Source organism: Pseudomonas sp. ZY71, from assembly GCF_036542145.1.
Taxonomy (GTDB): domain Bacteria; phylum Pseudomonadota; class Gammaproteobacteria; order Pseudomonadales; family Pseudomonadaceae; genus Aquipseudomonas; species Aquipseudomonas koreensis_A.
On the sequence record NZ_CP144274.1, the window covers coordinates 972,095 to 995,375 of the forward strand.

A 23,281-nucleotide genomic window follows, 5' to 3' on the forward strand; every position below is an offset into this window, starting at 1 on the left:
ATCGCGCGCAATGGCTGTAGGACGACTCCGTTTTTCGTGATCTCGATGCACTTGAACGCGACAACCAGCCTGCTGGCCGTTAGTGTTCCAGCTCCACGCAAGTCGCTTTGAGAGGTCAATGGAATGACGAGTCGGCTGACTCACCTGCTACGGCTGAACGGCTATTTCGGCGTGATGGCCTGGGTGCTCGCGGCGTTGTTGTTCATCAATCGCTTGAGCAGCATGGTCAAGCTGTTCATGGCGTTGTACCTGCGTCAGGAACTGGGGCTGGCGATCGAGACGGTTGGCTGGCTGCTGTCGGCGTACGGTGCGGGTTTGCTGGTCGGTTCGATGCTCGGGGGCTGGCTCAGTGATCATGTGCGCACGGCGCGGCTGACGGCGGCGTTGTTCTTTATTTCGGTGTGGGTGCTGATTCTGCTGGGGCTGGTGACGCTGGTGCCGTTGCTGGCGGCATTGCTGTTGCTCAGCGGAACCATCGACGGGGCTATTCGCACGCTGCACCAACGCCTGATCATGGAATATTGCGAAGTCACTCAACGTTCGCGTGCGCAGGCCTTGAGCCGGGTGGCGCGCAACCTCGGCATGGCGGCCGCCGGCGTTGCGGGCGGGGTGTTGGCGCAGACCGATTTTCGCTGGGTGTTTTTCGGCAGCGCGGCGATGACGTTGTTGGCGCTGCTCTGGTTTGTTCGCACCACGTGGCAGCGACCGGTGCTGATCAATGACGAAAAGTCCACGGACGACGCAGGTTCCGCGGTGCCATATCGCGACAAGCCATTCCTCTGGTTGCTGGCAGCGACGGCCGTGCTGGGCATCGCGTTCGACACGGTCTACAGCACGCTGGGCAATTATCTGCGTGATTACTACCACCTGAGCACTGAGGCCATCGGTTGGCAGTTCGGCCTCAATGCGTTGTTGGTGATCGCCCTGCAGATTCCGCTATCGCATTGGGGCGAGCGCTGGGGTATGCGTCGGCAAATGCTGCTCGGCAGTGTGTTGCTGGCGTGCGGGTTGGGCATGCTGCCGTTCGGTTCCGGGCTGTTTTACGTCTGCCTGTCGACGCTGATCTGGACCCTGGGCGAGGCGTTTTTCATGCCGCCGCTGAATGTGCTGGCCATGCGTTTTGCCCAGGGCGGCAAAAGCGGTCAGTACTTCGGCCTGTTCTTTATGAGCTGGAGCGCTAGTGCACTGTTGTCACCGGTGCTCAGTGGCCAGTTGTATGGTCAATTGGGGGGCCACAGTGTGTGGCTGGCGAGTGCGCTGATGGTGTTGATTTCCATCCCGCTGACTTGGCAGGCCACGCGATCACGCGGCGGCGCTTAGCTGTTGCGGCTATGAGTATTATTCGAAAACTGTCTTTCCATGAAGGGCATTTCTGCCCGCTCCTTAGCGTCCTATCTGGTGAACCCGATGGATCGGAACTAGATTTCACACAGCGCCAGTCAGGCACGAATGTCTCACCTGAAAATGGATGGAGTCGGCTATGAAAAGCAGGTTGCTACGGGTTTTATTGCTGTTGAAAGTGATGGTCATGCTGTCCCTCGGCACCGCGACGGCCTGGGCCGAGTGCGAGGATCACGATTCTCAGGCGTTCAACGGGCAGGTCGGGCATAGCGGCTTGATGCTTGCCAAGTCCGAGTCCGAGCCGGGCGATCAGGGGCAGGGTGGCAGCGCCGATGATGACGACTCGACCACTGATGAACCGGACTCTGATGACGACGAAGGTGATAGCCAGACGTAAATCGCAGGCAAAAGAAAACCCCTACTGCCTCGACTGATGCGCAATCGAGGTGGAAGGGGTTTGCTCAACACGTCACTCTGTTTGAAATGCGATCCCTGTAGGAGTGAGCCTGCTCGCGATAGCGGTGTATCAGTCGATGAGGATGTTGACTGAAATAACGCAATCGCGAGCAGGCTCACTCCTACAGTTTTTTTGTAGCCTCCAGATTTGCTTACGCCGCGCCGTCGAGGAACTGCTCGGCGTAGTGGCAAGCCACCTGCCGGCTGTCGAGCTGGCGCAACGCCGGCTCTTCCGTGCTGCAACGCTCGGTCGCATACGGGCAGCGCTTGTGGAAAGCACAGCCCGGTGGCGGGTTCAGCGGGTTAGGCAGTTCGCCGACAATCTTGATTTTCGGCTTGTTCGGGTCCGGATGAATGGTCGGGGTCGCCGACAGCAGCGCCTGGGTGTACGGGTGCAGCGGACGCTCGTAGATGTCGTTTTTCGGGCCCAGTTCCACCGGGCGACCGAGGTACATCACCATCACGTCATCGGCCACGTGTTGCACCACCGCAAGGTTGTGCGAGATGAACACGTAAGCGGTGTTGAACTCCTGCTGCAGATCCATGAACAGGTTGAGTACCTGCGCCTGAATCGACACGTCCAGTGCCGAGGTCGGTTCATCCGCCACCAGCACTTTCGGTTGCAGCATCATGGCGCGAGCCAGGGCGATACGCTGACGCTGACCGCCGGAGAACATGTGCGGATAACGCTGATAGTGCTCGGGACGCAAGCCGACCTGCTTCATCATCGCCTGGACTTTCTCGCGACGTTCGGCAGCGCTCAGGTTGGTGTTGATCAGCAGCGGCTCGCCGAGCTGGTCACCGACTTTCTGCCGTGGATTCAACGACGCGTACGGGCTTTGGAACACCATCTGCACGTCTTTGCGCAGTTGCTTGCGCTGGGCCTTGTCGGCACCGGCGACTTCCTGGCCGGCAATTTTCAAGGAGCCGGACGACGGGTCTTCAATCAGCGTCAACGCGCGGGCTAGGGTGGATTTGCCGCAGCCCGACTCGCCAACTACGGCGAGGGTCTTGCCGGCTTCCAGTTCGAACGACACGCCATTCAGCGCGCGTACAGTCGCGTGGCCCTTGAACAGGCCACGGGAGACTTCGTAGTGACGGGTCAGGTCGCGGGCGGTAAGTACGACGGCCATTACGCCACCTCCTGGTTCAGCGGGAAGAAGCAGCGGGCGAGGCTGTGGGCTTTTGGATCAAGGCCTGGACGCTGTGCGCGGCAGCTGTCCTGCACGTACGGGCAGCGCGGCGACAGCAGGCAACCCTGCGGACGGTCGTAGCGGCCCGGGACGATGCCCGGCAGGGTCGACAGACGTGCGGCGCCGAGGCTGTGCTCGGGAATCGCCTTGAGCAGCGCTTCGCTGTAGGGGTGTGCCGGGACGTCGAACAGTTGCGGCACCTGACCGACTTCAACAGCCTGGCCTGCGTACATCACGCAGACGCGCTGGGCGGTTTCAGCCACGACCGCGAGGTCGTGAGTGATCAGCACCAGGCCCATGTTCTGTTCTTTCTGCAACGCCAGCAGCAGATCCATGATCTGTGCCTGAATCGTCACGTCCAGTGCAGTGGTCGGTTCGTCGGCGATCAGCAGTTTCGGCTCGCCGGCAATCGCCATGGCGATCGCAACACGCTGGCTCATACCGCCGGAGAGTTGGTGCGGGTAGGCGTCCATACGGCTCGCGGCGCCCGGGATTTCTACTTTTTCCAGCAGTTCGATCGCACGTTTACGCGCTTGCTTGCCGGACATTTTCAGGTGCAGACGCAGCACTTCTTCGATCTGGAAACCGACGGTGTAGCTCGGGTTCAGTGCGGTCATCGGGTCCTGGAAGACCATCGACAGGTCTTTGCCGACGATCTGCCGACGCTGACGGTTGCTCAGCTTGAGCATATCTTTGCCGTCAAAGCTGAGCGAGTCGGCGGTGACGATGCCGGGGTGCTCGATCAGGCCCATCAGCGCCATCATGGTCACGGATTTGCCCGAACCCGACTCGCCAACGATGGCCAGTACTTCGCCTTTGTCGACTTTCAGGTCGAGGCCGTCGACCACCGGGGTCGCGGTCTTGTCGCCGAAGCGAACGTTGAGATTCTTGATTTCTAGCAGTGACATGGGAATCTCCTCAGGCGGCGTTCTTGAGTTTCGGGTCCAGCGCATCGCGCAGGCCGTCGCCCATCAAGTTGATTGCCAGCACGCTGAGCAAAATGGTCAAACCAGGCAGGCTCACTACCCACCAGGCGCGTTCGATGTAGTCGCGGGCCGAGGCCAGCATGGTGCCCCACTCAGGGGTTGGCGGTTGTACGCCAAGGCCGAGGAAGCCCAACGCAGCGGCATCGAGAATCGCCGAGGAGAAGCTCAGAGTCGCCTGAACGATCAGCGGCGCCATGCAGTTCGGCAGCACGGTGATGAACATCAGACGTGGCAGACCGGCACCGGCCAGGCGCGCGGCGGTCACGTAGTCGCGGTTCAGTTCGCCCATCACCGCAGCGCGGGTCAGACGTACGTAGGACGGCAGGGATACCACAGCAATGGCGATCACGGTGTTGATCAGGCCAGGGCCGAGGATGGCGACAATCGCCACAGCCAGCAGCAGCGACGGCAGGGCGAGCATGATGTCCATCAGACGCATGATGGTCGGGCCGATCATCTTCGGGAAGAACCCGGCGAACAGACCGAGGAGGATCCCCGGAATCAGCGACATCACGACCGACGACAAACCGATCAGCAGCGACAGGCGCGAGCCCTGGATCAGACGCGACAGCAGGTCACGACCGAGTTCATCGGTGCCGAGCAGGAATTGCATCTGCCCGCCTTCCAGCCACGCCGGCGGCGTCAGCAGGAAGTCGCGGTATTGCTCGCTCGGGTTGTGCGGCGCGACCCACGGCGCGAACAGTGCGCAGAAGATCACCAGCAACATGAACAGCAGGCCGGCAACCGCGCCCTTGTTCTTCGAGAAGGCTTGCCAGAATTCTTTGTACGGCGACGGGTACAGCAGGCTTTGATCCGCGTTGGCGGCGGTGGCTACTGAGGATGTTGGAGTGCTCATGGTATGGACCTCAGCGCTGATGACGGATGCGTGGGTTGGCAAAGCCGTAGAGGATGTCCACTACGAAGTTGACCAGAATCACCAGGCAGGCGATTAACAGGATGCCGTTTTGCACAACCGGGTAGTCCCGGGCGCCGATGGCTTCGATCAGCCATTTACCGATGCCGGGCCAGGAGAAGATGGTTTCGGTCAGAACTGCACCGGCCAGCAGGGTGCCGACTTGCAGGCCGACCACGGTGAGTACCGGAATCAGTGCGTTGCGCAGACCGTGGACGAACACCACGCGCGACGGCGACAGGCCCTTGGCCTTGGCGGTGCGGATGTAGTCTTCGCGCAGCACTTCGAGCATCGACGAACGGGTCATCCGCGCGATCACCGCCAGCGGAATGGTGCCGAGCACGATGGCTGGCAGGATCAGGTGATGCAGTGCATCGAAGAACGCCCCGACGTCGTCGGCCAGCAGCGTGTCGATCAGCATGAAACCGGTCCGCGGTTCGATGTCGTAGAGCAAGTCGATCCGCCCGGAAACCGGCGTCCAGCCGAGGCTCACCGAGAAGAACATGATGAGGATCAGGCCCCACCAGAAGATCGGCATCGAATACCCCGCGAGGGAGATGCCCATCACCCCGTGGTCGAACAGCGATCCTCGCTTGAGTGCCGCGATCACCCCGGCCAGAAGCCCGAGAATGCCGGCGAACAGCAGGGCGGCCATGGACAGTTCCAGGGTCGCCGGGAAGAGGGAGGTGAACTCGGTCCATACGCTTTCACGCGTACGCAGGGATTCGCCGAGATCGCCGTGGGCCAGTTTGCCGATGTAGTCCAGATACTGGGCATACAGTGGCTTGTTCAGACCTAGGCGTTCCATTGCCTGAGCGTGCATTTCGGGGTCGACCCGACGTTCGCCCATCATCACTTCCACGGGGTCGCCCGGAATCATGCGAATCAACGCGAAAGTCAGCAAGGTGATGCCGAAAAACGTGGGGATCAACAACCCCAGTCGGCGGGCAATAAAACTAAACATCTTGTGTGGTACCTCATCAGCCGGTTAGGCGTGCCCGGCATCCCTGGGGTCAGGGACGCCGGGAGTTTCTTATCTACTTCACCTGGGTAGTGGCGAAGTTATTAGTGGTGAGAGGGCTGATGTGATAGCCCTCTACATTTTTACGCATTGCGGTAAACATCCGGGTGTGGGCCATGCTGATCCACGGTTGATCCTGATTAAACAGGACCTGAGCCTGCTCATAGAGTTTCGCGCGTTCGGCCGGATCTACTTTAGCCCGTGCTTCGTCGAGCAGTGCCTGGAATTTCTCGTTGCACCAGCGCGCGTAGTTTTCGCCGTTCTTGGCAGCTTCGCAACTGAGCATAGGCGTCAGGAAGTTATCCGGGTCGCCGTTGTCGCCCGCCCATCCGGCCGAGACCATGTCGTGCTCACCGGCCTTGGCGCGTTTGAGCATTTCGCCCCATTCCATCACGCGAATGTCGATCTTGATCCCGACTTTCGCCAGGTCAGCCTGCATCATTTGCGCGCCGAGCATCGGGTTGGGGTTGGTCGGGCCGCCGCCGTTGCGGGTAAACAGGGTAAACACGGTGCCGTCCGGAACTCCGGCTTCCTTGAGCAGGGCGCGAGCCTTGTCGAGGTCACGTGGCGGGTTCTTCAAGTCGTGGTTGTAGCCGAGCAGGGTTGGCGGGTACGGGTTGACCGCGACCGAGGCATTGCCCTTGCCGAACAGCGCGTTGACATAGGCTTCCTTGTCGAACGCGATGTCGATGGCTTTGCGTACGCGCACGTCGCTCATGTACTTGTGCTGGGTGTTCATGGCGATGTACGAGACGGTCATCGCGTCCAGCTCGTCGACTTTCAGGTTGCTGTCTTTCTTGATGCTCGGGATGTCGTCCGGTTTTGGATACAGGGCGATCTGGCACTCGTTGGCCTTGAGCTTTTGCAGGCGCACGTTGTTGTCGGTGGCGATGGCCAGGATCAACGCGTCAGCCGGCGCTTTGCCACGGAAGTAATCCGGGTTGGCCTTGAAGCGCACCTGAGCGTCTTTTGCGTAGCGCTGGAAGATGAACGGGCCGGTGCCGATCGGCTTGTTGTTGAGGTCGCCGGTCTTGTTGGCCTTGAGCAACTGGTCGGCGTATTCGGCCGGATAGATCGAGGAGAACGCCATCGCGATATCGGCCAGGAACGGCGCTTCGCGGCGGGTCAGGGTGAACTTGACGGTGTTGTCGTCGACTTTTTCGACGTTTTTCAGCAGTTCCTTGAAGCCCATGCTTTCAAAGTACGGGAAGCCCACGCTCGACAGCTTGTGCCACGGGTGATTCGGGTCCAGCTGACGCTGGAAGCTCCAGACCACGTCGTCGGCGTTCATGTCGCGGGTCGGCTTGAAATATTCGGTGGTGTGAAACTTGACGCCTTTACGCAGGTGGAACGTGTAGGTCAGGCCGTCTTCGCTGATGTCCCAGGACTCGGCGAGAGCCGGGATCACTTCAGTGGTGCCGGGCTTGAAGTCGGCCAGGCGGTTGAAGATGGTTTCGGCCACAGCGTCCGCCGTGACTGCAGTTGTGTACTGGACCATATCGAAGCCTTCCGGACTGGCTTCGGTGCAGACCACCAAGGGTTTGGCCGAGACGCCAACAGCGACACTCAGCAACGCAGCCGCGATGGCCGCACGTAGGGGAAGCATTTTCATCGATAACCCTCTGCAATCGGTTGAAGACAAAAAGCCGAACGGCCGACTCATCATGAGTCAGCCGTCGACTGGCGTTTTTACAGGATGTTGAATGGAATCGTGGTCACGAGACGGAACTCGTTGATGCTGCCGTCGGACTGGAATTCGCTCGCACGGTGCGCGGTGTAAGTGCCGCGAATGGTGGTGGCTTTCAGAGGACCACTTTGTACGGCATAGGTCGCCCCGATACCGTATTCATAGTGGTGTTCGCCATCCTGTTCCTGGATGCCGTCATAACCCTTGCCTGCCACGCCTTTGTTGCCGTTGTAGTGGGTGCCGTCGATGCCCCAGCCACGCGCCTGGTAGATGTTGAACTTCAGGCCTGGAACGCCGTATTCAGCCATGTTGATGGCGTAGGAAACCTGGAAGGACTTCTCGTTCGGGCCGTTGAAGTCCGACAGCAGGGAGTTGGCCAGGTAGATGCCGTTGGTTTCGTGCAGGTAGTCGAAGTACTCGTTACCGTTCACTTGCTGGTAGGAGAAGGTCAGGTTGTGGGCCTGGTGAGTCAGGCCGAACGACAGCGAGTAAGTATCGTTGTCGATATCGCCCAGCAGCTTTTTGCCTTCATCCACGGTCTTGTAGTAGTTCAGGCCGGTGGTCAGGGCGAGGACACTGCTGTCACCCAATTCATGGGTGGCACCGAAGTAGTACTGGTTCCACAGGTCTTCGACCTGCGTGCCCCACAGGCTGGTTTTCAGGCTTTCGAGCGGCTGATACGTGATGCCGGCGGTGTTTACGTGGTCGGATTCGACACGGCCGTTGGCATATTCAGCACGGAATTTCTGCAGGCTTTGTTCCGAACGTGGCGAAACACGGTCGAAAGTGGCCAGGTCGAAAGACAGGTTGTTCAGTTCCTCACTGTGCAGGGAAATACCTTCGAAACTCGATGGTAGTGCACGGTTACCGATCACGTCGACTTGCGGGCTGCTGAAGCCCATGCGGCCGGCGGTCAGAGTGGTGTTGGAAACGCGGGCCTTGATGTTGGCCAGGCCCAGCTTGCTCCACTGATCGACCGCATCACCGCTGCCCTTGTGCGTCAGCGTACGGTTGTTACCCGACGCCGTGCCAGTTTTTGGCGCGCCACCGTTACCGGCCGCGAGGTTCTCGCGGTCACGCTCCAGGGCGATCGCGTTATAGGCTGCCACTTCAGTGCTGAAACCTACGGTGCCCTCGGTGAAGCCCGAGTTGTACTTGACGATGGTGCCCTGAACCCAGTTGATCCGGCGGTCGGTTTCGGCCAGCGAACCATTCTTCTTGTAGGCGAACTTGCCGCCACGCTTCAGTTGTTCGTTGGCGTACCAGTTACGCGTGGTACCGGTGATCGACTGTCCTTCTACGAAGCCGGTGGCCTCAGCCTGGGCGCTCTTGGTGTTGACGGTCACCGGGGTGAACGCCTGACTTTGGGTTTCCGCATAAGCCGTGGCGGTGATGCTGCTGATGGCCAGGGCCAGTATCGCGGTGCTGCTCAGTTTCATGGGTGAAGCTCCTTTACTTTCTTTTTATGCCGGCTTTTTTGATATGCCGGTTATTGGTTTAGAACTCATTCACACATCGCAAACGTTTGCCAAAGGCCGGATTGGCGAATTTCGGCAAAGCGCTTGCGTGAGGGGCTAGACAGCGCCCCCCAGCGTTGCGGCTAATCGTCTGGTTTAATCGATACCGACACCCGAGAACACGTTGCGACCGAACGGGCTGACTTTGAACCCTTCGATCCTCGCGCTTAACGGCTGGTTGACCGTCGAGTGGGCGACAGGCGTGATTGGCACTTGCTGTTTAAGCAATTGCTGAGCCTGTTTGTAGAGCACGGTGCGCTGGCCGCGGTCGGTGACGACCTTGGCCTGTTTGATCAGCTTGTCGTACGCCGGATCGCACCACATGGAGTAGTTGTTGCCGCCAATGGCATCGCAGCTGTACAGCGTGCCGAGCCAGTTGTCCGGATCGCCATTGTCACCGGTCCAGCCGATCAGGCTGATGTCGTGCTCGCCATTTTTGGTGCGCTTGATGTACTCGCCCCATTCGTAGCTGACGATCTTCACTTTCAGACCGATCTTGGCCCAGTCCGCCTGGAGCATTTCGGCCATCAGTTTGGCGTTCGGGTTGTATGGACGCTGCACCGGCATCGCCCACAGGGTGATCTCGGTGCCTTCCTTGACGCCGGCGGCCTTGAGTAGCTCTTTGGCTTTTTCCGGGTTGTAGGCGGCATCTTTGATGCTGTCGTCGTAGGACCATTGGGTCGGCGGCATGGCGTTGACGGCCAGTTGGCCGGCGCCTTGATAAACAGCGTTGAGAATCCCTTGTTTATTCACCGCCATGTCCAGCGCCTGGCGCACTTCGAGCTGGTCGAAGGGCTTGTGGCGCACGTTATAGGCGATGTAGCCGAGGTTGAAACCCGGCTTGGAAATCAGTTGCAGTTTCGGGTCGGCCTTCAGCGCTTCAACATCGGCAGGGCGCGGATGCAGGGTGATCTGGCATTCGCCCGCCTTGAGCTTCTGTACGCGTACCGAGGCGTCGGTGTTGATCGCGAAGATCAGGTTGTCGAGTTTGACCCGGCTCGGATCCCAGTAATGTTTATTACCGGTGTAACGGATGTTCGAGTCTTTCTGATAACTCTTGAACACGAACGGCCCGGTGCCGATCGGTTTCTGGTTGATATCGCTCGGCTTGCCTTCGGCCAGCAGTTTGTCGGCGTATTCGGCGGACAGGATGGAGGCGAAGCTCATGGCGATGTTCTGAATGAACGCGGCGTCGACGCTGTTGAGCGTGAACTCCACGGTCAGCGGCCCGGTCTTTTCGACCTTGGCGATGTTCTTGTTCAGGCTCATCCCGTTGAAGTACGGGAATTCGGTGGGATAGGCCTTACGGAAAGGTTGCTGGGCATCGAGCATGCGATTAAACGTGAACAACACGTCATCGGCGTTGAAATCGCGGGTCGGCTTGAAGTACGGCGTTGTATGAAACTTCACACCTTCACGCAGGTGAAAGGTGTACTTGAGACCATCCTCGGAAATATCCCACTGGGTTGCCAGGCCAGGTACAACATTGGTCGCACCTTTTTCGAACTCGACCAAGCGGTTGTACAGCGGTTCGGCGGCATCGTTATCGGTGGCCGTCGTGTACTGCGCGGTATCAAAACCCGCCGGGCTGCCTTCAGAGCAGAACACCAGACTTTTGCTGGCGGCGAAACTGGCGGACGAGGCGGCCAACAGGCCGGCGCCCAGCAATGCGGAAAAAGTCAAGGTATGGCGCATGACGCTCCCTCTTTTTTAGTGTTGTTCAACGCGCCGTCGTCTCATCCGGAGACGTTTTGGCAGCATTGAGCTCAATCCAGTACGTGCAGCAAACCGGTGGCCCACGCAGAAACTGGTCAGTACCCGACGGTAGGGGCCGCGGTCCTGGCAGTAAATGCGTAAATGCCTTAAAGCTCGTAGGAAAAGGCGACGCGTCCTATACCACTGTGGTAATCCGCAGCGGAATTGGTTGTAGGCAATTTCCTAACTTCCCGGCAGGTAAAACAACGGCGACGTCAAAAACGTCGCCGTTGCAGTGCCTTATTTGCTGACGCTGACGCCGTAGAAGGAGTTCAAGCCGAATGGGCTGATCTTGAAGTCCTGCACGTTGGCGCGCATGGGTTGATACACCGTCGAGTGAGCGATAGGTGTCATCGGGACTGCATCTTTGAGGACGTGTTGTGCCTCTTTGTACAGTTCGGTGCGCTTACCTTGGTCGGTTGTACGCTTGGCTTCTTTGACGAGGCCATCGAACTTCTTGTCGCACCACTTGGAGAAGTTGTTGCCGCTGAGCGAGTCGCAGCCGAACAGCACGTTCAGCCAGTTGTCCGGATCACCATTGTCACCGCTCCAGCCAATGATCATGGCCTGGTTCTCGCCACCTTTGGAGCGCTTGATGTACTCGCCCCACTCGTAGCTGGTGATCTTCACTTTCAAGCCGATCTTGGCCCAGTCGGACTGGAGCATTTCAGCCATCAGTTTGGCGTTCGGGTTGTATGGACGCTGCACCGGCATCGCCCACAGCACGATCTCGGTACCTTCCTTGACGCCGGCTTCCTTGAGCAGCTGTTTGGCTTTCTCAGGATCGTACTTGGCGTCCTTGATGGTGGTGTCGTAAGACCACTGGGTCGGCGGCATGGCATTGACGGCCAGTTGGCCGGCGCCCTGGTAAACCGAGTCGATGATCTGCGGCTTGTTCACCGCCATGTCCAGCGCCTGACGTACACGCAGGTCTGCCAGCGGGTTGGCTTCGTTGCTGCCCTTGACCTTGTCCATCACGTTGTAGGCGATGTAACCCAGGTTGAAACCAGCCTGGTCAGGCATTTTCAGGGTTTTGTCTTCTTTCAGCGCTTTCAGGTCGGCTGGACGCGGGAACAGGGTGACCTGGCACTCGTTCTTTTTCAGCTTCTGAATACGTACCGACGGGTCGGTGGTGATGGCGAAGATCAGGTTGTCGATCTTCACATCCTCAGGCTTCCAGTAATCCTTGTTGCCGGTGTAACGGATGTTGGAATCTTTCTGGTAGCTCTTGAACACGAACGGACCAGTGCCGATCGGCTTCTGGTTGATGTCGGCAGCCTTGCCTTCTTTCAGCAGCTGCGCTGCGTACTCGGCGGACTGCACCGAGGCGAAGCTCATGGCCATGTTCTGGATGAACGCGGCATCCACTTCTTTCAGCGTGAACTTGACGGTGTGGTCGTCGACTTTATCGATCTTGGTGATGTTGGTGTCCATCCCCATGTCGGTGAAGTACGGGAATTCGGTCGGGTACGCCTTACGGAACGGGTCATCCTTGTTAATCATGCGATTGAAGGTGAACAGCACGTCGTCGGCGTTGAACTCACGAGTCGGCTTGAAATACGGGGTGGTGTGGAACTTGACGCCTTCACGCAGGTGGAAGGTGTACGTCAGGCCATCATCGGAAATGTCCCACTTGGTCGCCAGACCAGGAATCACGGCGGTGCCGCCGCGCTCGAACTGGGTCAGGCGGTTGAACATGGTTTCGGCTGAGGCGTCGAAGTCGGTTCCGGTGGTGTACTGGCCTGGGTCGAAACCGGCCGGGCTGCCTTCGGAGCAGAACACCAGGTTAGTCGCAGCGGATGCGAAAGGTGCGGAGGCTAACAAGCCTGCGCCGACTAAAAACGGAATGACCGCGTGTTTAAGCATGTTGGCCTCATGATTTGTTGTCATTTTTTAGTTGTGAGGTACGACCTCGTGAGTCGTGCCTGCGGATACTTATGCAGGGGCCATACCCATTGCAAGATCCAGAGTGACTGCCGGCCTCAAAGCGTGGCACGAACGTACCTTAATGTCGCATCTGTATAACTTCTGACGCATTTGACCGTTTGCGGGTGGTTTTTACGGTGCAAATGAAGCCCCAAAACGGTGCGTTGGTCACGTTGTGCGCGCCGCCTTGGGGCTCGGTGTTACTTATTTATACCCACGCCATAGAACGGGGTTAGACCGAAAGGGCTGATCCGGAAGTCAGTGACTTCCTTGCGCAGCGGCTGGAACACCGTGGAGTTGGCAATCGGCGTGATCGGCACTTGCTGTTTAAGGATCAGTTGCGCCTGTTGATACAGTTTTACCCGTTGATCTTTGTCGGTGGACAACTTGGCCTGCTGGACCAGTTTGTCGTAGGCCGGATCGCACCATTTGGCGTAGTTGCTGCCTTTTACCGCCGCGCAGCTGTAGAGCACGCCAAGCCAGTTGTCCGGGTCACCGTTGTCCCCTGTCCAGCCATAGATCATGGCGTCGTGTTCGCCATTTTTCGCGCGTTTGATGTACTCGCCCCATTCATAGCTGACGATGTTGGCCTTGATGCCGATTTTCTCCCAATCCTGCTGGATCATCTGCGCTGACATCCGCGCATTCGGGTTCGACGCACGCTGCACTGTCATCGCCCAAAGGTTGATGGTTGTACCCGGCGCAACCCCTGCTTCTTTAAGTAGCACCCGCGCTTTTACCGGGTCGTAGGGCGCATCCTTGATGTTCGGGTCATACGACCATTGCGCCGGCGGCAAAGCGTTTTGGGCCAACTGGCCGGCGCTTTGGTAAACGGCTTTGATGATTGCCGGTTTGTCGATGGCCATGTCCAGCGCCTGTCGAACCTTGAGCTGGTCGAGAGGGGCGTGGGTGGTGTTGTAGGCGAGGAAACCGAGGTTGAAACCGGCCTGCTTGAGCACACGCAGGTTCGGGTCTTTTTCCATCACTTCGATGTCGGCCGGGCGTGGGTAGCCGCTGACCTGACATTCGCCGGCCTTGAGTTTTTGCAGGCGTACGGCGGCGTCGGGGGTGATCGAGAAGATCAGGTTATCGATTTTGACGTCTTCGGGTTTCCAGTAGGCCGTGTTGGCGGCGTAGCGGATTTGCGAGTCCTTCTGGTAGCGCTTGAACACGAACGGGCCGGTGCCGATCGGCTTCTGGTTGAGATCGGCGGCTTTGCCTTCCTTCAACAGTTGGGCGGCGTATTCAGCCGATTGCACCGAGGCGAAGCTCATGGCGAGGTTTTGCACGAAGGCGGCGTCGACGTTGTTGAGGTTGAAGCGCACGGTTTGCTCGTCGAGTTTTTCTACCGATTTGATCGTGGTGTTCAGGCCCATGTCGGTGAAGTAGGGGGATTCGGCGGGGTAGGCCTTGCGGAAGGCGTTGTCCGGGTCGAGCAGGCGCTGGAAGGTGAAGAGCACGTCGTCGGCGTTGAAGTCGCGGGTCGGTTTGAAGTAGTCGGTGGTGTGGAATTTTACGTTTTGGCGTAGGTGGAAGGTGTATTGCAGGCCATCCGGGGAGATGTCCCATTTTGTTGCCAGGCCGGGTTCGATGTCGGTGCCGCCGCGTTTGAATTGGGTGAGGCGGTTGAAGACGGTTTCGGCGGAGGCGTCGAAGTCGGTACCGCTGGTGTATTGACTGGGGTCGAAGCCTGCCGGGCTGGCTTCGGAGCAGTAGACCAGGGTGGTGGCGGCGTTTGCCAGTGGGGCGGTTGTGGCCAGGGCCAGGGAGATCAGGAGCGGTTTCAAGGTGAATCTTGGCATGGAGTCCCCGGGGAGATTGGAGGTGGTTGTTGGTTGAGGTTAGCGGGGATCTGGGGGTGTTCGGAAATATCGTTTTTCTTGGGGAGGTGTCTAACTCGGTATATCTGGGGTTTTGTGGGTATATCCGTTGCTGCGGTTAGGGCTGCTTAGGGTTCCGCCCTTACGGCGGGTCACTTTTTCCAGACGCCGAAAAAGTAACCAAAAAGGCTTGCTCCTACGTGCGGCCCGCTCGCTGGGGCTCGGGGTTCCTTCGCTCCGGGATCGATCCGGGCGCAGCGTCTCCGGTTTGCTTCGCTGCACCTACTCCCGCTGTGTTTGGCTGCGCCAAACGGTCGCTGCGCTCCCACGCCCGGATCAATCCCTCCACTCAGCCTTCCGACGTCGCCCGTGGATCAAGATCAAGAGCAGGCGAGCTGACACTCGGCCTATTGAGTGGTGAAGAGCGGGTGTTCGGCTTTGGTTTTTTGGTGGATTCGCCCCTCACCCCAGCCCTCTCCCGGAGGGAGAGGGGGCCGATTTGTGTGTTTTTCAAAGCCTCAGTTCGACGCGGTATCGCACGTCGGCGTAGTTCTCCCAAACAACTCGGTCAGTCCCCTCTCCCTCCGGGAGAGGGCTAGGGTGAGGGGCTTTTGATCTGTTTCGGGATCTGAGTTCGGCTCGGTATTTCACGTCGGCGTAGCTCTCCCAAACACCACGGTCAGTCCCCTCTCCCTCTGGGAGAGGGCTAGGGTGAGGGGCTTTTGATCTGTTTCGGGATCTGAGTTCGGCTCGGAATTGCACGTCGGCGTAGCTCGCCCAAACACCTCACCCTGGCCCTCTCCCTCCGGGAGAGGGCCAGGGTGAGGGGCTTTTGATCTGTTTCAGAATCTGAGTTCAACTCGGTATTTCAAGTCGGCGTAACTCTCCCAAACACCTCGGTCAGTCCCCTCTCCCTACGGGCGGTCCGACGTTTCGGGAGGGCCAGGGTGAGGGGCTTTTGATCTGTTTCAGAATCTGAGTTCGACTCGGTATTTCAAGTCGGCGTAGCTCTGGCAAACACCTCGATCAGTCCCCTCTCCCTCCGGGAGAGGGCTAGGGTGAGGGTTGGCTTTTGGCTGTTTAAATCTGTGTCAGATAACCAGAACCTTCCCACAAGGTTTTCAGGTTGTCCGTCGGACGTGCGCTCTTTAGGCTCTGGGTGTCGCTGAAAACTCAGCGATCGGGAGGTGAGATTCCCGGTTATTGAATTTGGAAACCTGCACAAGCCCCTCCATAATCGCCGCCAGCTCATGCTGTCAGCAGTTTTTATGGCGGCTATGTACGGGCGGACTTTGTCCGGCCGGGTTGGTTTCCTTACCGGTAATCTCACTCCGCACATAGTTGCCACCTCATTTCTCGAGTGAGATCGGAAATGAATGGCGTCAGTTCATAAGGAAATTTTCCATGGATAAATTGATACCTGACCCACCCCTCGATACCCCACTCGAAGACGCCATCCGCGCCGACGACCAGATCAAAACCCGCGAAGCCATCAAGCGCGCCCTGGATTTCTACCTCAGCCCCGAACCCCTCAAACCCCGCCAACCCAGCACGATGTTCCTGATCCAGCCGAACATCGACACCGAAAGCCTGCTGGCGCATGCCTGTGGGTCACTCGCGTCGGCGAACACGCTAACGGGTAATTTTGCCGATCAATTGGGCCGGCCTGAGCGTCATACGGCGTTGGCGATTCAGCAGATCATCATGCTGGCCGAGCTGGCGGTGAATCGGGCGTTGGATCGGGTTGATCCACAGACTTGATACCGCGTTATCGTTCATCGCGAGCAGGCTCACTCCTACAGGGGAATGCATTCCAAAGTGTAGGAGTGAGCCTGCTCGCGATGGCGACGGAACATTCAACACAAAATTTGCGGGCACAAAAAAACCGCCGACCCTTCACAGATCGGCGGTTTTTTATTCAGCTCGAATCACATCACTGCATCAACACTTCAATCGAACCATCAGCGGTCATGCTGACCTGGCTCGTACCTGCTTCAACTTCCGGCGTCACCGGCGCCGAGTCCATGGCCGCCGCTTTCATCATCATCGGTGCGCGCAGGTACGGTTGTGGATAACCGTTGCTGTTGAGGTTCAGGTTGACGATTTTGTAACCCTTGCCGCCCAGTGCGTCGGTAGCCAATTGCGCGCGGGCCTTGAAGGCGGTTACGGCTTCTTTGAGCAGGGCGTCTTCACTGGATTTGCGGGTCGGGTCGGCGATGGCGAAGTCCATGCCGCCCATTTTCAGGTCGCCCAGCAGTTCGCCGGTGAGTTTGGACAGCGCGGCGAAGTCAGAGCTTTCCAGGCGCAGTTCGGCGCGTTCACGCCAGCCGGTGATCTTCTGGCCCTTGGTGTCGTAGATCGGGTAGCTGTTGCGGCTGCCTTGGCGCAGGGTGATGTCTTTGACTTGCTTGGCCTGGGCCAGGGCCTTGTTCATGGTGGTGCTGACGTCGGCGGCGAGTTTCGCCGGGTCAGTGTTTTGCTCTTCGGTGTAGAGGGTGACGATCATCAGGTCGCGGGCGACTTCCGTGCTGACTTCGGCGCGCAGGGAAATCTGGTTGTAGTGCAGCTCATCCGCGGCCAGGGCCGGGAGGCTGGCGACGCTGCCGATGGTGAGGGCGAGAAGGGCGGCGCTGCGGCGAAATGTGTGCATGAAAGCTCCTTGATGAGGGCGCAGGTGATGGTTCGGGGGCCTGCGTGAAACCATCAGACTCTAGCTTTTATGATCCGGTTCGCCCAGTTACAACTTCTATACAGATGGCCGGGGCTGCTGCGCAGCCAATCGCGAGCAGGCTCGCTCCCACAGGGGAATACATTTCAAAGGTAGGAGCGAGCCTGCTCGCGAAGAGGCCCTTATAGCCGCCGAAGATGTTTTCGCCATGTGGTCGTTTGCCGCACTTTCGCCTCTCGGGCGCGCGGCTTGGTTATACTCCGTGCGATCCGCCTGGAGCGCTCATCAGGAGAGCTCATGCTCGCCCCCGTACAACTGACTTCCGCCACTCGCCAGAACCTCTGGCGGCTGACTTTCATCCGCACCCTGGTACTCGCCGCGCAGGCCGGCTCCGTTGGTCTGGCCTACTGGCTGCAATTGTTGCCGTTGCCGTGGGTGCAACTGGCGATGACCCTCGGCTGCTCGACGCTGCTCTGCGTGTTCACCGCTGTGCGCCTGCGTACTTCGTGGCCGGTAACCGAGCTTGAATATGCGCTGCAACTGGCCTGTGATCTGGTGATCCACAGTGCGCTGCTGTACTTCTCCGGCGGTTCGACCAACCCGTTCGTTTCTTATTATCTGGTGCCACTGACCATCGCTGCGGTGACGCTGCCGTGGCGCTATTCGGTGATTCTCTCCGGCATCGCGCTGGCGCTGTACACCGTGATGCTGACGCGTTTCTATCCACTGGAAACCTTGCCCGTCGCCCGCGAGAACCTGCAGATCTACGGCATGTGGCTGAGCTTTGCGCTGGCCGCTGCGGTGATCACCTTCTTCGCTGCACGCATGGCTGAAGAGTTGCGCCGTCAGGAAGAATTACGCGCGATCCGTCGTGAAGAAGGTCTGCGCGATCAGCAGTTGCTCGCCGTGGCCACCCAGGCCGCTGGGGCTGCCCATGAACTTGGCACACCGCTGGCGACCATGAGCGTGTTGCTCAAGGAAATGCAGCAGGACCACCCCGACCCGATGCTGCAGGATGATCTGAAGGTGCTGCAGGATCAGGTCAAACTCTGCAAAGAGACCTTGCAGCAGTTGGTGCGTGCCGCCGAAGCCAATCGTCGCTTGGCCGTGGAGATGCAGGACGTCACTGACTGGCTCGACGAAGCGCTGAACCGCTGGCACCTGATGCGTCCGGAGGCCAGCTACCGTTTCCATCGCCTCGGCCAAGGCACCGTGCCACGCATGGCGCCGCCGCCGGACCTGACTCAGGCGCTGTTGAATCTGCTCAACAACGCCGCCGATGCCTGTCCGGAAAACCTCAAGGTAACCCTGGACTGGGACGTCGAGAACCTGACCATCAGCATTCGTGACCACGGCGCCGGTGTGCCGCTGGCCATCGCCGAGCAGATCGGCAAACCTTTTTTTACCACCAAGGGCAAAGGTTTCGGCCTGGGCCTGTTTTTGAGCAAGGCCAGCGTGACACGCGCCGGCGGCTCAGTGAAACTCTATAGTCATGAGGAAGGCGGCACGCTCACCGAGCTGCGCCTGCCCCACGGCGCCCGAGGAGACCAACATGAGTGACGAAATCCAAGTCGAAGGCGAAGAACTGCCGCATTTGCTGCTGGTCGACGACGACGCAACGTTTACCCGAGTAATGGCCCGCGCCATGGCTCGGCGTGGCTTTCGCGTCAGCACCGCCGGATCTGCCGAAGAAGGCCTGACCATCGCCCAGGCCGATCTGCCTGATTACGCCGCGCTCGACCTGAAAATGGACGGCGATTCCGGTCTGGTGCTGTTGCCCAAACTGCTGGAGCTGGACCCGGAAATGCGCGTGGTGATCCTCACCGGTTATTCGAGCATTGCCACCGCCGTCGAGGCGATCAAGCGCGGTGCGTGCAACTACCTGTGCAAACCGGCCGATGCCGACGACGTGCTGGCCGCGTTGTTGTCCGAGCACGCCGATCTCGACAGTCTGGTGCCGGAAAACCCGATGTCGGTCGATCGCCTGCAGTGGGAACACATCCAGCGCGTGCTCACCGAGCACGAAGGCAACATCTCCGCCACTGCCCGCGCCCTGGGCATGCACCGCCGCACCCTGCAGCGCAAACTGCAGAAGCGCCCGGTTCGTCGCTGAACCTGCGCTGAACGACTATCGCCAGCCCTCGCGATAAAACGCACCGATCATCTATGATCGGTGCGTGTCTGTTCTTTTCTATATCGAGCCTTATCCATGAATCAGAACGCTGAATACTCCGCGGTCAACGATGCTGTGCGCGGGCAGTTTTTTCGCAAAGTGTGGGCGATGATCACGCCTTATTGGCGCAGTGAGGAGAAGGTCAAGGCCTGGACGCTGCTGATTGCAGTGATCGCACTCTCGCTGGTCAGCGTGGGCATCTCGGTGTGGTTCAACACTTGGTACAAGGATTTTTACAACGCGCTGCAAAAGAAGGATGAAGCGGCGTTCTGGAATCTGATTCTGTACTTTTGTGTAATCGCGGCCGTGGCGATTGTCGGTGCCGTGTACAGACAATATCTGACGCAGATGCTGACGATCCGCTGGCGGGCGTGGCTGACCGAAAAGCATTTCTCCCGCTGGCTCGCCGACAAGAATTATTACCAGCTGGAGCAGGGCGGTTACACCGATAACCCGGACCAGCGGATTTCCGAAGACCTCAACAATTTCACCTCCAACACCCTTGAGCTGGGCATCGGGCTGCTGCGAAATATCGTCAGTCTGGTGTCGTTCTCGATCATTTTGTGGGGCGTGTCGGGTAGCATCGAATTCTATGGCATCACCATTCCCGGCTACATGTTCTGGTGTGTGCTGGTGTATGCGGTGGTGGGCAGTTGGCTGACGCACTTGATTGGTCGCCGCTTGATCGGTCTGAACAACCAACAACAACGCTTTGAGGCTGACCTGCGTTTTTCCATGGTGCGGATTCGCGAGAATGCCGAAAGCATCGCGTTGTACAACGGTGAGCCGAACGAAAATCGTCGTCTGAGCGCCCGCTTCGGCAATGTCTGGCACAACTTCTGGGACATCATGAAAGTGTCCAAGCGCCTGACCTTTTTCACCGCTGGTTACAGTCAGGCGGCCATTATCTTTCCGTTTATCGTGGCTTCGCCGCGTTACCTCGCCGGCAAGATCGAGCTGGGTGAGCTGATGCAGATCAGCTCGGCATTCGGCAACGTCCAGGAGAGTTTCAGCTGGTTCATCAGTGCGTACCAGAGCCTCGCTTCCTGGCGCGCCACCTGTGATCGTCTGCTGAGTTTCCGTCAGGCCATGACCGACAACGAAGAGCGCACGCCAGCGATCGACGTGCAGAATCAGGGCAACGAATTGAAGGTGCACAACCTCGGTCTTGATCTGGCCGACGGTCGTCATCTGCTGACCAGTGCCGATATGACTGTGGAACCAGGTGAGCGAGTGATGCTCAGTGGGCGTTCCGGCAGCGGCAAGTCGACGCTGCTACGGGCGATGGGGCATTTGTGGCCGGCGGGGCACGGCAACATTCGTTTGCCGGCGGCGCGTTATCTGTTCCTGCCACAGAAACCGTATCTGCCGATCGGCACCCTGCGTGAAGCCTTGAGTTATCCACAACCGGGCGACACCTACGCGTCGGAACGTTATGCACAAGTGTTGGAAACCTGCCGCTTGCCGCATCTGGTCGCGCGGCTGGACGAGGCCAATCACTGGCAACGCATGCTCTCGCCGGGCGAACAGCAACGACTGGCCTTCGCTCGCGCGTTGCTATACGCACCGCAGTGGCTGTACATGGACGAAGCCACTTCGGCGATGGATGAGGAAGACGAAGCGACGCTGTATCAGGCGTTGATTGATCAGATACCGGGGTTGAGCATTGTCAGTGTCGGCCATCGCAGCAGCTTGAAACGCTTCCACCCACGGCATGTGCGGATCGACAGTGGCCATTTGGTTGAACAGACCGTGACTGCCTGATCACCGCTAAACCCCTGTAGGAGTGAGCCTGCTCGCGATAGCGTAGGGTCAGTCACATTGATGCTGAATATGCGGACGTCATCGCGAGCAGACTCACTCCTACATAAAGCGATGTAAACCGGAAAGTGATCGTACAACCCGCTTGAGCTATCATGCCTCCAAGCCGAATTTTCGAGACTAGATGCACACCATGGAAAACCTGATCGAAACCCCGCGTCTCCCGCGCAAGCGCCGCAGCCTGGCCCAGGAACTGGTGACGGTGCTGAGCGAGCAGATCCGCGATGGCCTGCTCAAGCGCGGTGACAAACTGCCCACCGAGTCGGCGATCATGGAAGCCCATGGTGTCAGCCGCACCGTGGTGCGCGAGGCGATTTCCCGTTTGCAGGCTGCAGGGCAAGTGGAAACCCGCCACGGCATCGGCACCTTCGTGCTCGACACGCCGAGCCCGAGTGGTTTCCGCATCGACCCGGCCACCGTCGTCACCCTGCGTGATGTGTTGGCGATTCTCGAATTGCGCATCAGCCTCGAAGTGGAATCTGCCGGCCTTGCCGCACAACGCCGCAGTGCCGAGCAACTGGCAACCATGCGCGCCGCCCTCGATGCGTTAAACGAAAGCGCTGCCCATGCCAGCGATGCGGTAGCTTCAGACTTTGCTTTCCACCTGGAAATCGCGCTGTCCACCGGCAACCGCTACTTCACCGACATCATGACCCACCTGGGCACCAGCATCATTCCGCGTACGCGGCTGAATTCGGCGCGACTGGCCCATGATGATCAGCAGCACTACATGAGCCGCCTGAGCCGTGAGCACGAAGAAATCTACGACGCGATTGCCCGTCAGGATTCCGATGCGGCGCGTGCGGCGATGCGTCTGCACCTGACCAACAGCCGTGAAAGACTGCGCCAAGCCCATGAAGAGGCGCAGGCGCAGGGTTGAGGTTGGATCAGTCTTTAAGCTCGATTACCAGTTGTATTGAAAGCTTTTGGTTGCCCGCACGTTCGATGGAGTACTGCAAGCCCGCGTTCTTGCCAGCTTTGAGCATTTTTTCAAATAGCGCTTTCGGGATTGCAAACTCAACGGGCTTTCCAGCGGAGATTGCAGTCAGTACTACGGAGTGTGACCACTGCTCGGCGCCGTCAGAGTCGTACACATTCAGTGTAATTCTGTCCCCTGAGGCCGCTTCTTGAGACGCAGGTACTATTCCGTGAGCGGGGTCCACCAGGCTATGTACGTGCAGGACGTTATTGATTGCTTCCTTCAGCACAGGCGCTGGCAGCATTTGGATGGCGAAACGTTTATCTGTCATGTTCAAAATCCTTTTAGTTGTCGAAACGAGCCGTTGGCAGCTCAAGCTGATTAATGTCTGGAACGCGAGAGCCTGGCACCTGTAAGAAATACCAGTTCCGACGAACGGTCACCGCTCCCGCACGACCAGGTTCAGCCCTCGATCCGCAACCTCAACACCTGCGAAAACGGCTCCATACTCGACTCATCACAAAACTTGTAGCGCAATTCAACCTCTCTGTTCAGGTACGGCCGTAGCGCCTCTTTAGGCATCTGCAACTCGATTCCCGTCAGTTTCTCCATCTCGTCCTCGGCATCGTCCCAGGTGCCGGTGTTCACTTCTTCACCTGACCATTCCGGCTCTTCCGGGTCATCGCCGAGAATCGGGTAGACGCTCCAGTTCGCCGGAAAATCGCTGGAGTCGGGGACCTGGACGATCATCACATCGGGCAGCATCGATAGCTGAAGTGTGAGGGTGTCGGAGGCCGAGGCGGCAATTTGCGAAAGGGTAGGGGCAGCGTAATTCATCGACATTTTGGCTTCCTTCGAATGGTCCGCCACGATCCTTCGTGGCAGTCGTCGCACCTTACCCGGCGTTTCTCCAGCGCTCAGTAAACGAATCTTGACCAGACATTTCTGCGCTAAAACCCTTTAAATACGGGCTTTTGCGACGATTCCTGCCAAGCCTTAAACAGCTTTGTCCGACAAAAAAACACCCACAACGATGAAATGCAGTTGACGGTTATTATTTAAGTTGTACGATGACCTACAACTTC

19 protein-coding genes are annotated in these 23,281 nt (G+C 58.6%); 7 read left to right on the forward strand and 12 right to left on the reverse strand.

The features are described from left to right. The first annotated feature begins 123 nt into the window (after positions 1-123). Positions 124-1,320 (forward strand): MFS transporter, encoded by a 1,197-nt coding sequence (locus tag VY732_RS04120; RefSeq protein WP_331694400.1) that lies wholly within the window; start codon positions 124-126, stop codon positions 1,318-1,320. 160 nt (positions 1,321-1,480) lie between these two features. Then, positions 1,481-1,738 carry a hypothetical protein gene (locus VY732_RS04125; protein ID WP_331694402.1) on the forward strand — a complete coding sequence of 86 codons (258 nt, stop codon included), beginning with the start codon at positions 1,481-1,483 and terminating at the stop codon, positions 1,736-1,738. A 211-nt stretch (positions 1,739-1,949) separates the two neighbouring features. Here the strand turns inward: VY732_RS04125 and VY732_RS04130 are convergent, their stop codons facing one another. The 9 genes from VY732_RS04130 to VY732_RS04170 form a co-directional block, all read right to left on the reverse strand. Next, a complete protein-coding gene (locus VY732_RS04130; RefSeq protein ID WP_007917625.1) occupies positions 1,950-2,930 on the reverse strand; it encodes a peptide ABC transporter ATP-binding protein in 981 nt (326 codons plus the stop codon). Further along, entirely contained in the window at positions 2,930-3,898 is a 969-nt protein-coding gene (locus VY732_RS04135) for an ABC transporter ATP-binding protein (RefSeq protein WP_016985406.1), read from the reverse strand. Before VY732_RS04135 ends, VY732_RS04130 begins: the two co-directional genes overlap by 1 nt. Positions 3,899-3,908: 10 nt before the next feature. Further along, positions 3,909-4,832 (reverse strand): ABC transporter permease subunit, encoded by a 924-nt coding sequence (locus VY732_RS04140; protein ID WP_034154447.1) that lies wholly within the window; start codon positions 4,830-4,832, stop codon positions 3,909-3,911. Between the two features lie 10 nt (positions 4,833-4,842). Then, a complete protein-coding gene (locus VY732_RS04145; RefSeq protein WP_008085273.1) occupies positions 4,843-5,853 on the reverse strand; it encodes an ABC transporter permease subunit in 1,011 nt (336 codons plus the stop codon). A 73-nt stretch (positions 5,854-5,926) separates the two neighbouring features. Then, a complete protein-coding gene (locus VY732_RS04150) occupies positions 5,927-7,522 on the reverse strand; it encodes an ABC transporter substrate-binding protein (RefSeq protein ID WP_137219245.1) in 1,596 nt (531 codons plus the stop codon). A gap of 77 nt (positions 7,523-7,599) precedes the next feature. After that, a complete protein-coding gene (locus tag VY732_RS04155; protein WP_123594510.1) occupies positions 7,600-9,036 on the reverse strand; it encodes an OprD family porin in 1,437 nt (478 codons plus the stop codon). Between the two features lie 174 nt (positions 9,037-9,210). Next, positions 9,211-10,809 (reverse strand): ABC transporter substrate-binding protein, encoded by a 1,599-nt coding sequence (locus VY732_RS04160; protein ID WP_331694405.1) that lies wholly within the window; start codon positions 10,807-10,809, stop codon positions 9,211-9,213. 300 nt (positions 10,810-11,109) lie between these two features. Then, positions 11,110-12,735, reverse strand: coding sequence for an ABC transporter substrate-binding protein (locus tag VY732_RS04165; protein ID WP_077571094.1), 1,626 nt, complete (start codon positions 12,733-12,735; stop codon positions 11,110-11,112). Between the two features lie 260 nt (positions 12,736-12,995). Then, positions 12,996-14,597, reverse strand: coding sequence for an ABC transporter substrate-binding protein (locus VY732_RS04170; RefSeq protein ID WP_331694408.1), 1,602 nt, complete (start codon positions 14,595-14,597; stop codon positions 12,996-12,998). A 1,422-nt stretch (positions 14,598-16,019) separates the two neighbouring features. Between VY732_RS04170 and VY732_RS04175 the strand changes: the two genes are divergently transcribed. Then, positions 16,020-16,376, forward strand: coding sequence for a DUF6124 family protein (locus tag VY732_RS04175; protein WP_137219249.1), 357 nt, complete (start codon positions 16,020-16,022; stop codon positions 16,374-16,376). Between the two features lie 172 nt (positions 16,377-16,548). On the opposite strand, the gene VY732_RS04180 is transcribed toward VY732_RS04175, so the two are convergent. Further along, positions 16,549-17,265, reverse strand: a complete 717-nt coding sequence (locus VY732_RS04180; protein WP_077571098.1) for an SIMPL domain-containing protein — start codon at positions 17,263-17,265, stop codon at positions 16,549-16,551. Positions 17,266-17,580: 315 nt separating this feature from the next. Here VY732_RS04180 and VY732_RS04185 point away from each other — a divergent pair, with 315 nt between their 5' ends. From VY732_RS04185 to VY732_RS04200, 4 genes are all read left to right on the forward strand, one after another. Then, the gene (locus VY732_RS04185) at positions 17,581-18,843 is read left to right on the forward strand and encodes an ATP-binding protein (RefSeq protein ID WP_007915316.1); all 1,263 of its coding nucleotides are present in this window, start codon (positions 17,581-17,583) and stop codon (positions 18,841-18,843) included. Continuing rightward, positions 18,836-19,396 (forward strand): response regulator transcription factor, encoded by a 561-nt coding sequence (locus tag VY732_RS04190; protein WP_003221630.1) that lies wholly within the window; start codon positions 18,836-18,838, stop codon positions 19,394-19,396. Before VY732_RS04185 ends, VY732_RS04190 begins: the two co-directional genes overlap by 8 nt. Positions 19,397-19,492: 96 nt before the next feature. Then, a complete protein-coding gene (locus VY732_RS04195) occupies positions 19,493-21,220 on the forward strand; it encodes an ABC transporter ATP-binding protein/permease (RefSeq protein ID WP_331694418.1) in 1,728 nt (575 codons plus the stop codon). Positions 21,221-21,410: 190 nt separating this feature from the next. Next, on the forward strand, positions 21,411-22,157 hold the full coding sequence (locus VY732_RS04200) for a FadR/GntR family transcriptional regulator (RefSeq protein WP_016984324.1): 747 nt from the start codon (positions 21,411-21,413) through the stop codon (positions 22,155-22,157). A gap of 7 nt (positions 22,158-22,164) precedes the next feature. Here VY732_RS04200 and VY732_RS04205 read toward each other — a convergent pair whose 3' ends face one another. Further along, positions 22,165-22,527: a hypothetical protein gene (locus tag VY732_RS04205; protein ID WP_331694421.1), complete on the reverse strand. Its 363-nt coding sequence runs from the start codon at positions 22,525-22,527 to the stop codon at positions 22,165-22,167. A gap of 131 nt (positions 22,528-22,658) precedes the next feature. Then, positions 22,659-23,039 (reverse strand): hypothetical protein, encoded by a 381-nt coding sequence (locus VY732_RS04210; RefSeq protein WP_331694422.1) that lies wholly within the window; start codon positions 23,037-23,039, stop codon positions 22,659-22,661. Positions 23,040-23,281 lie beyond the last annotated feature (242 nt).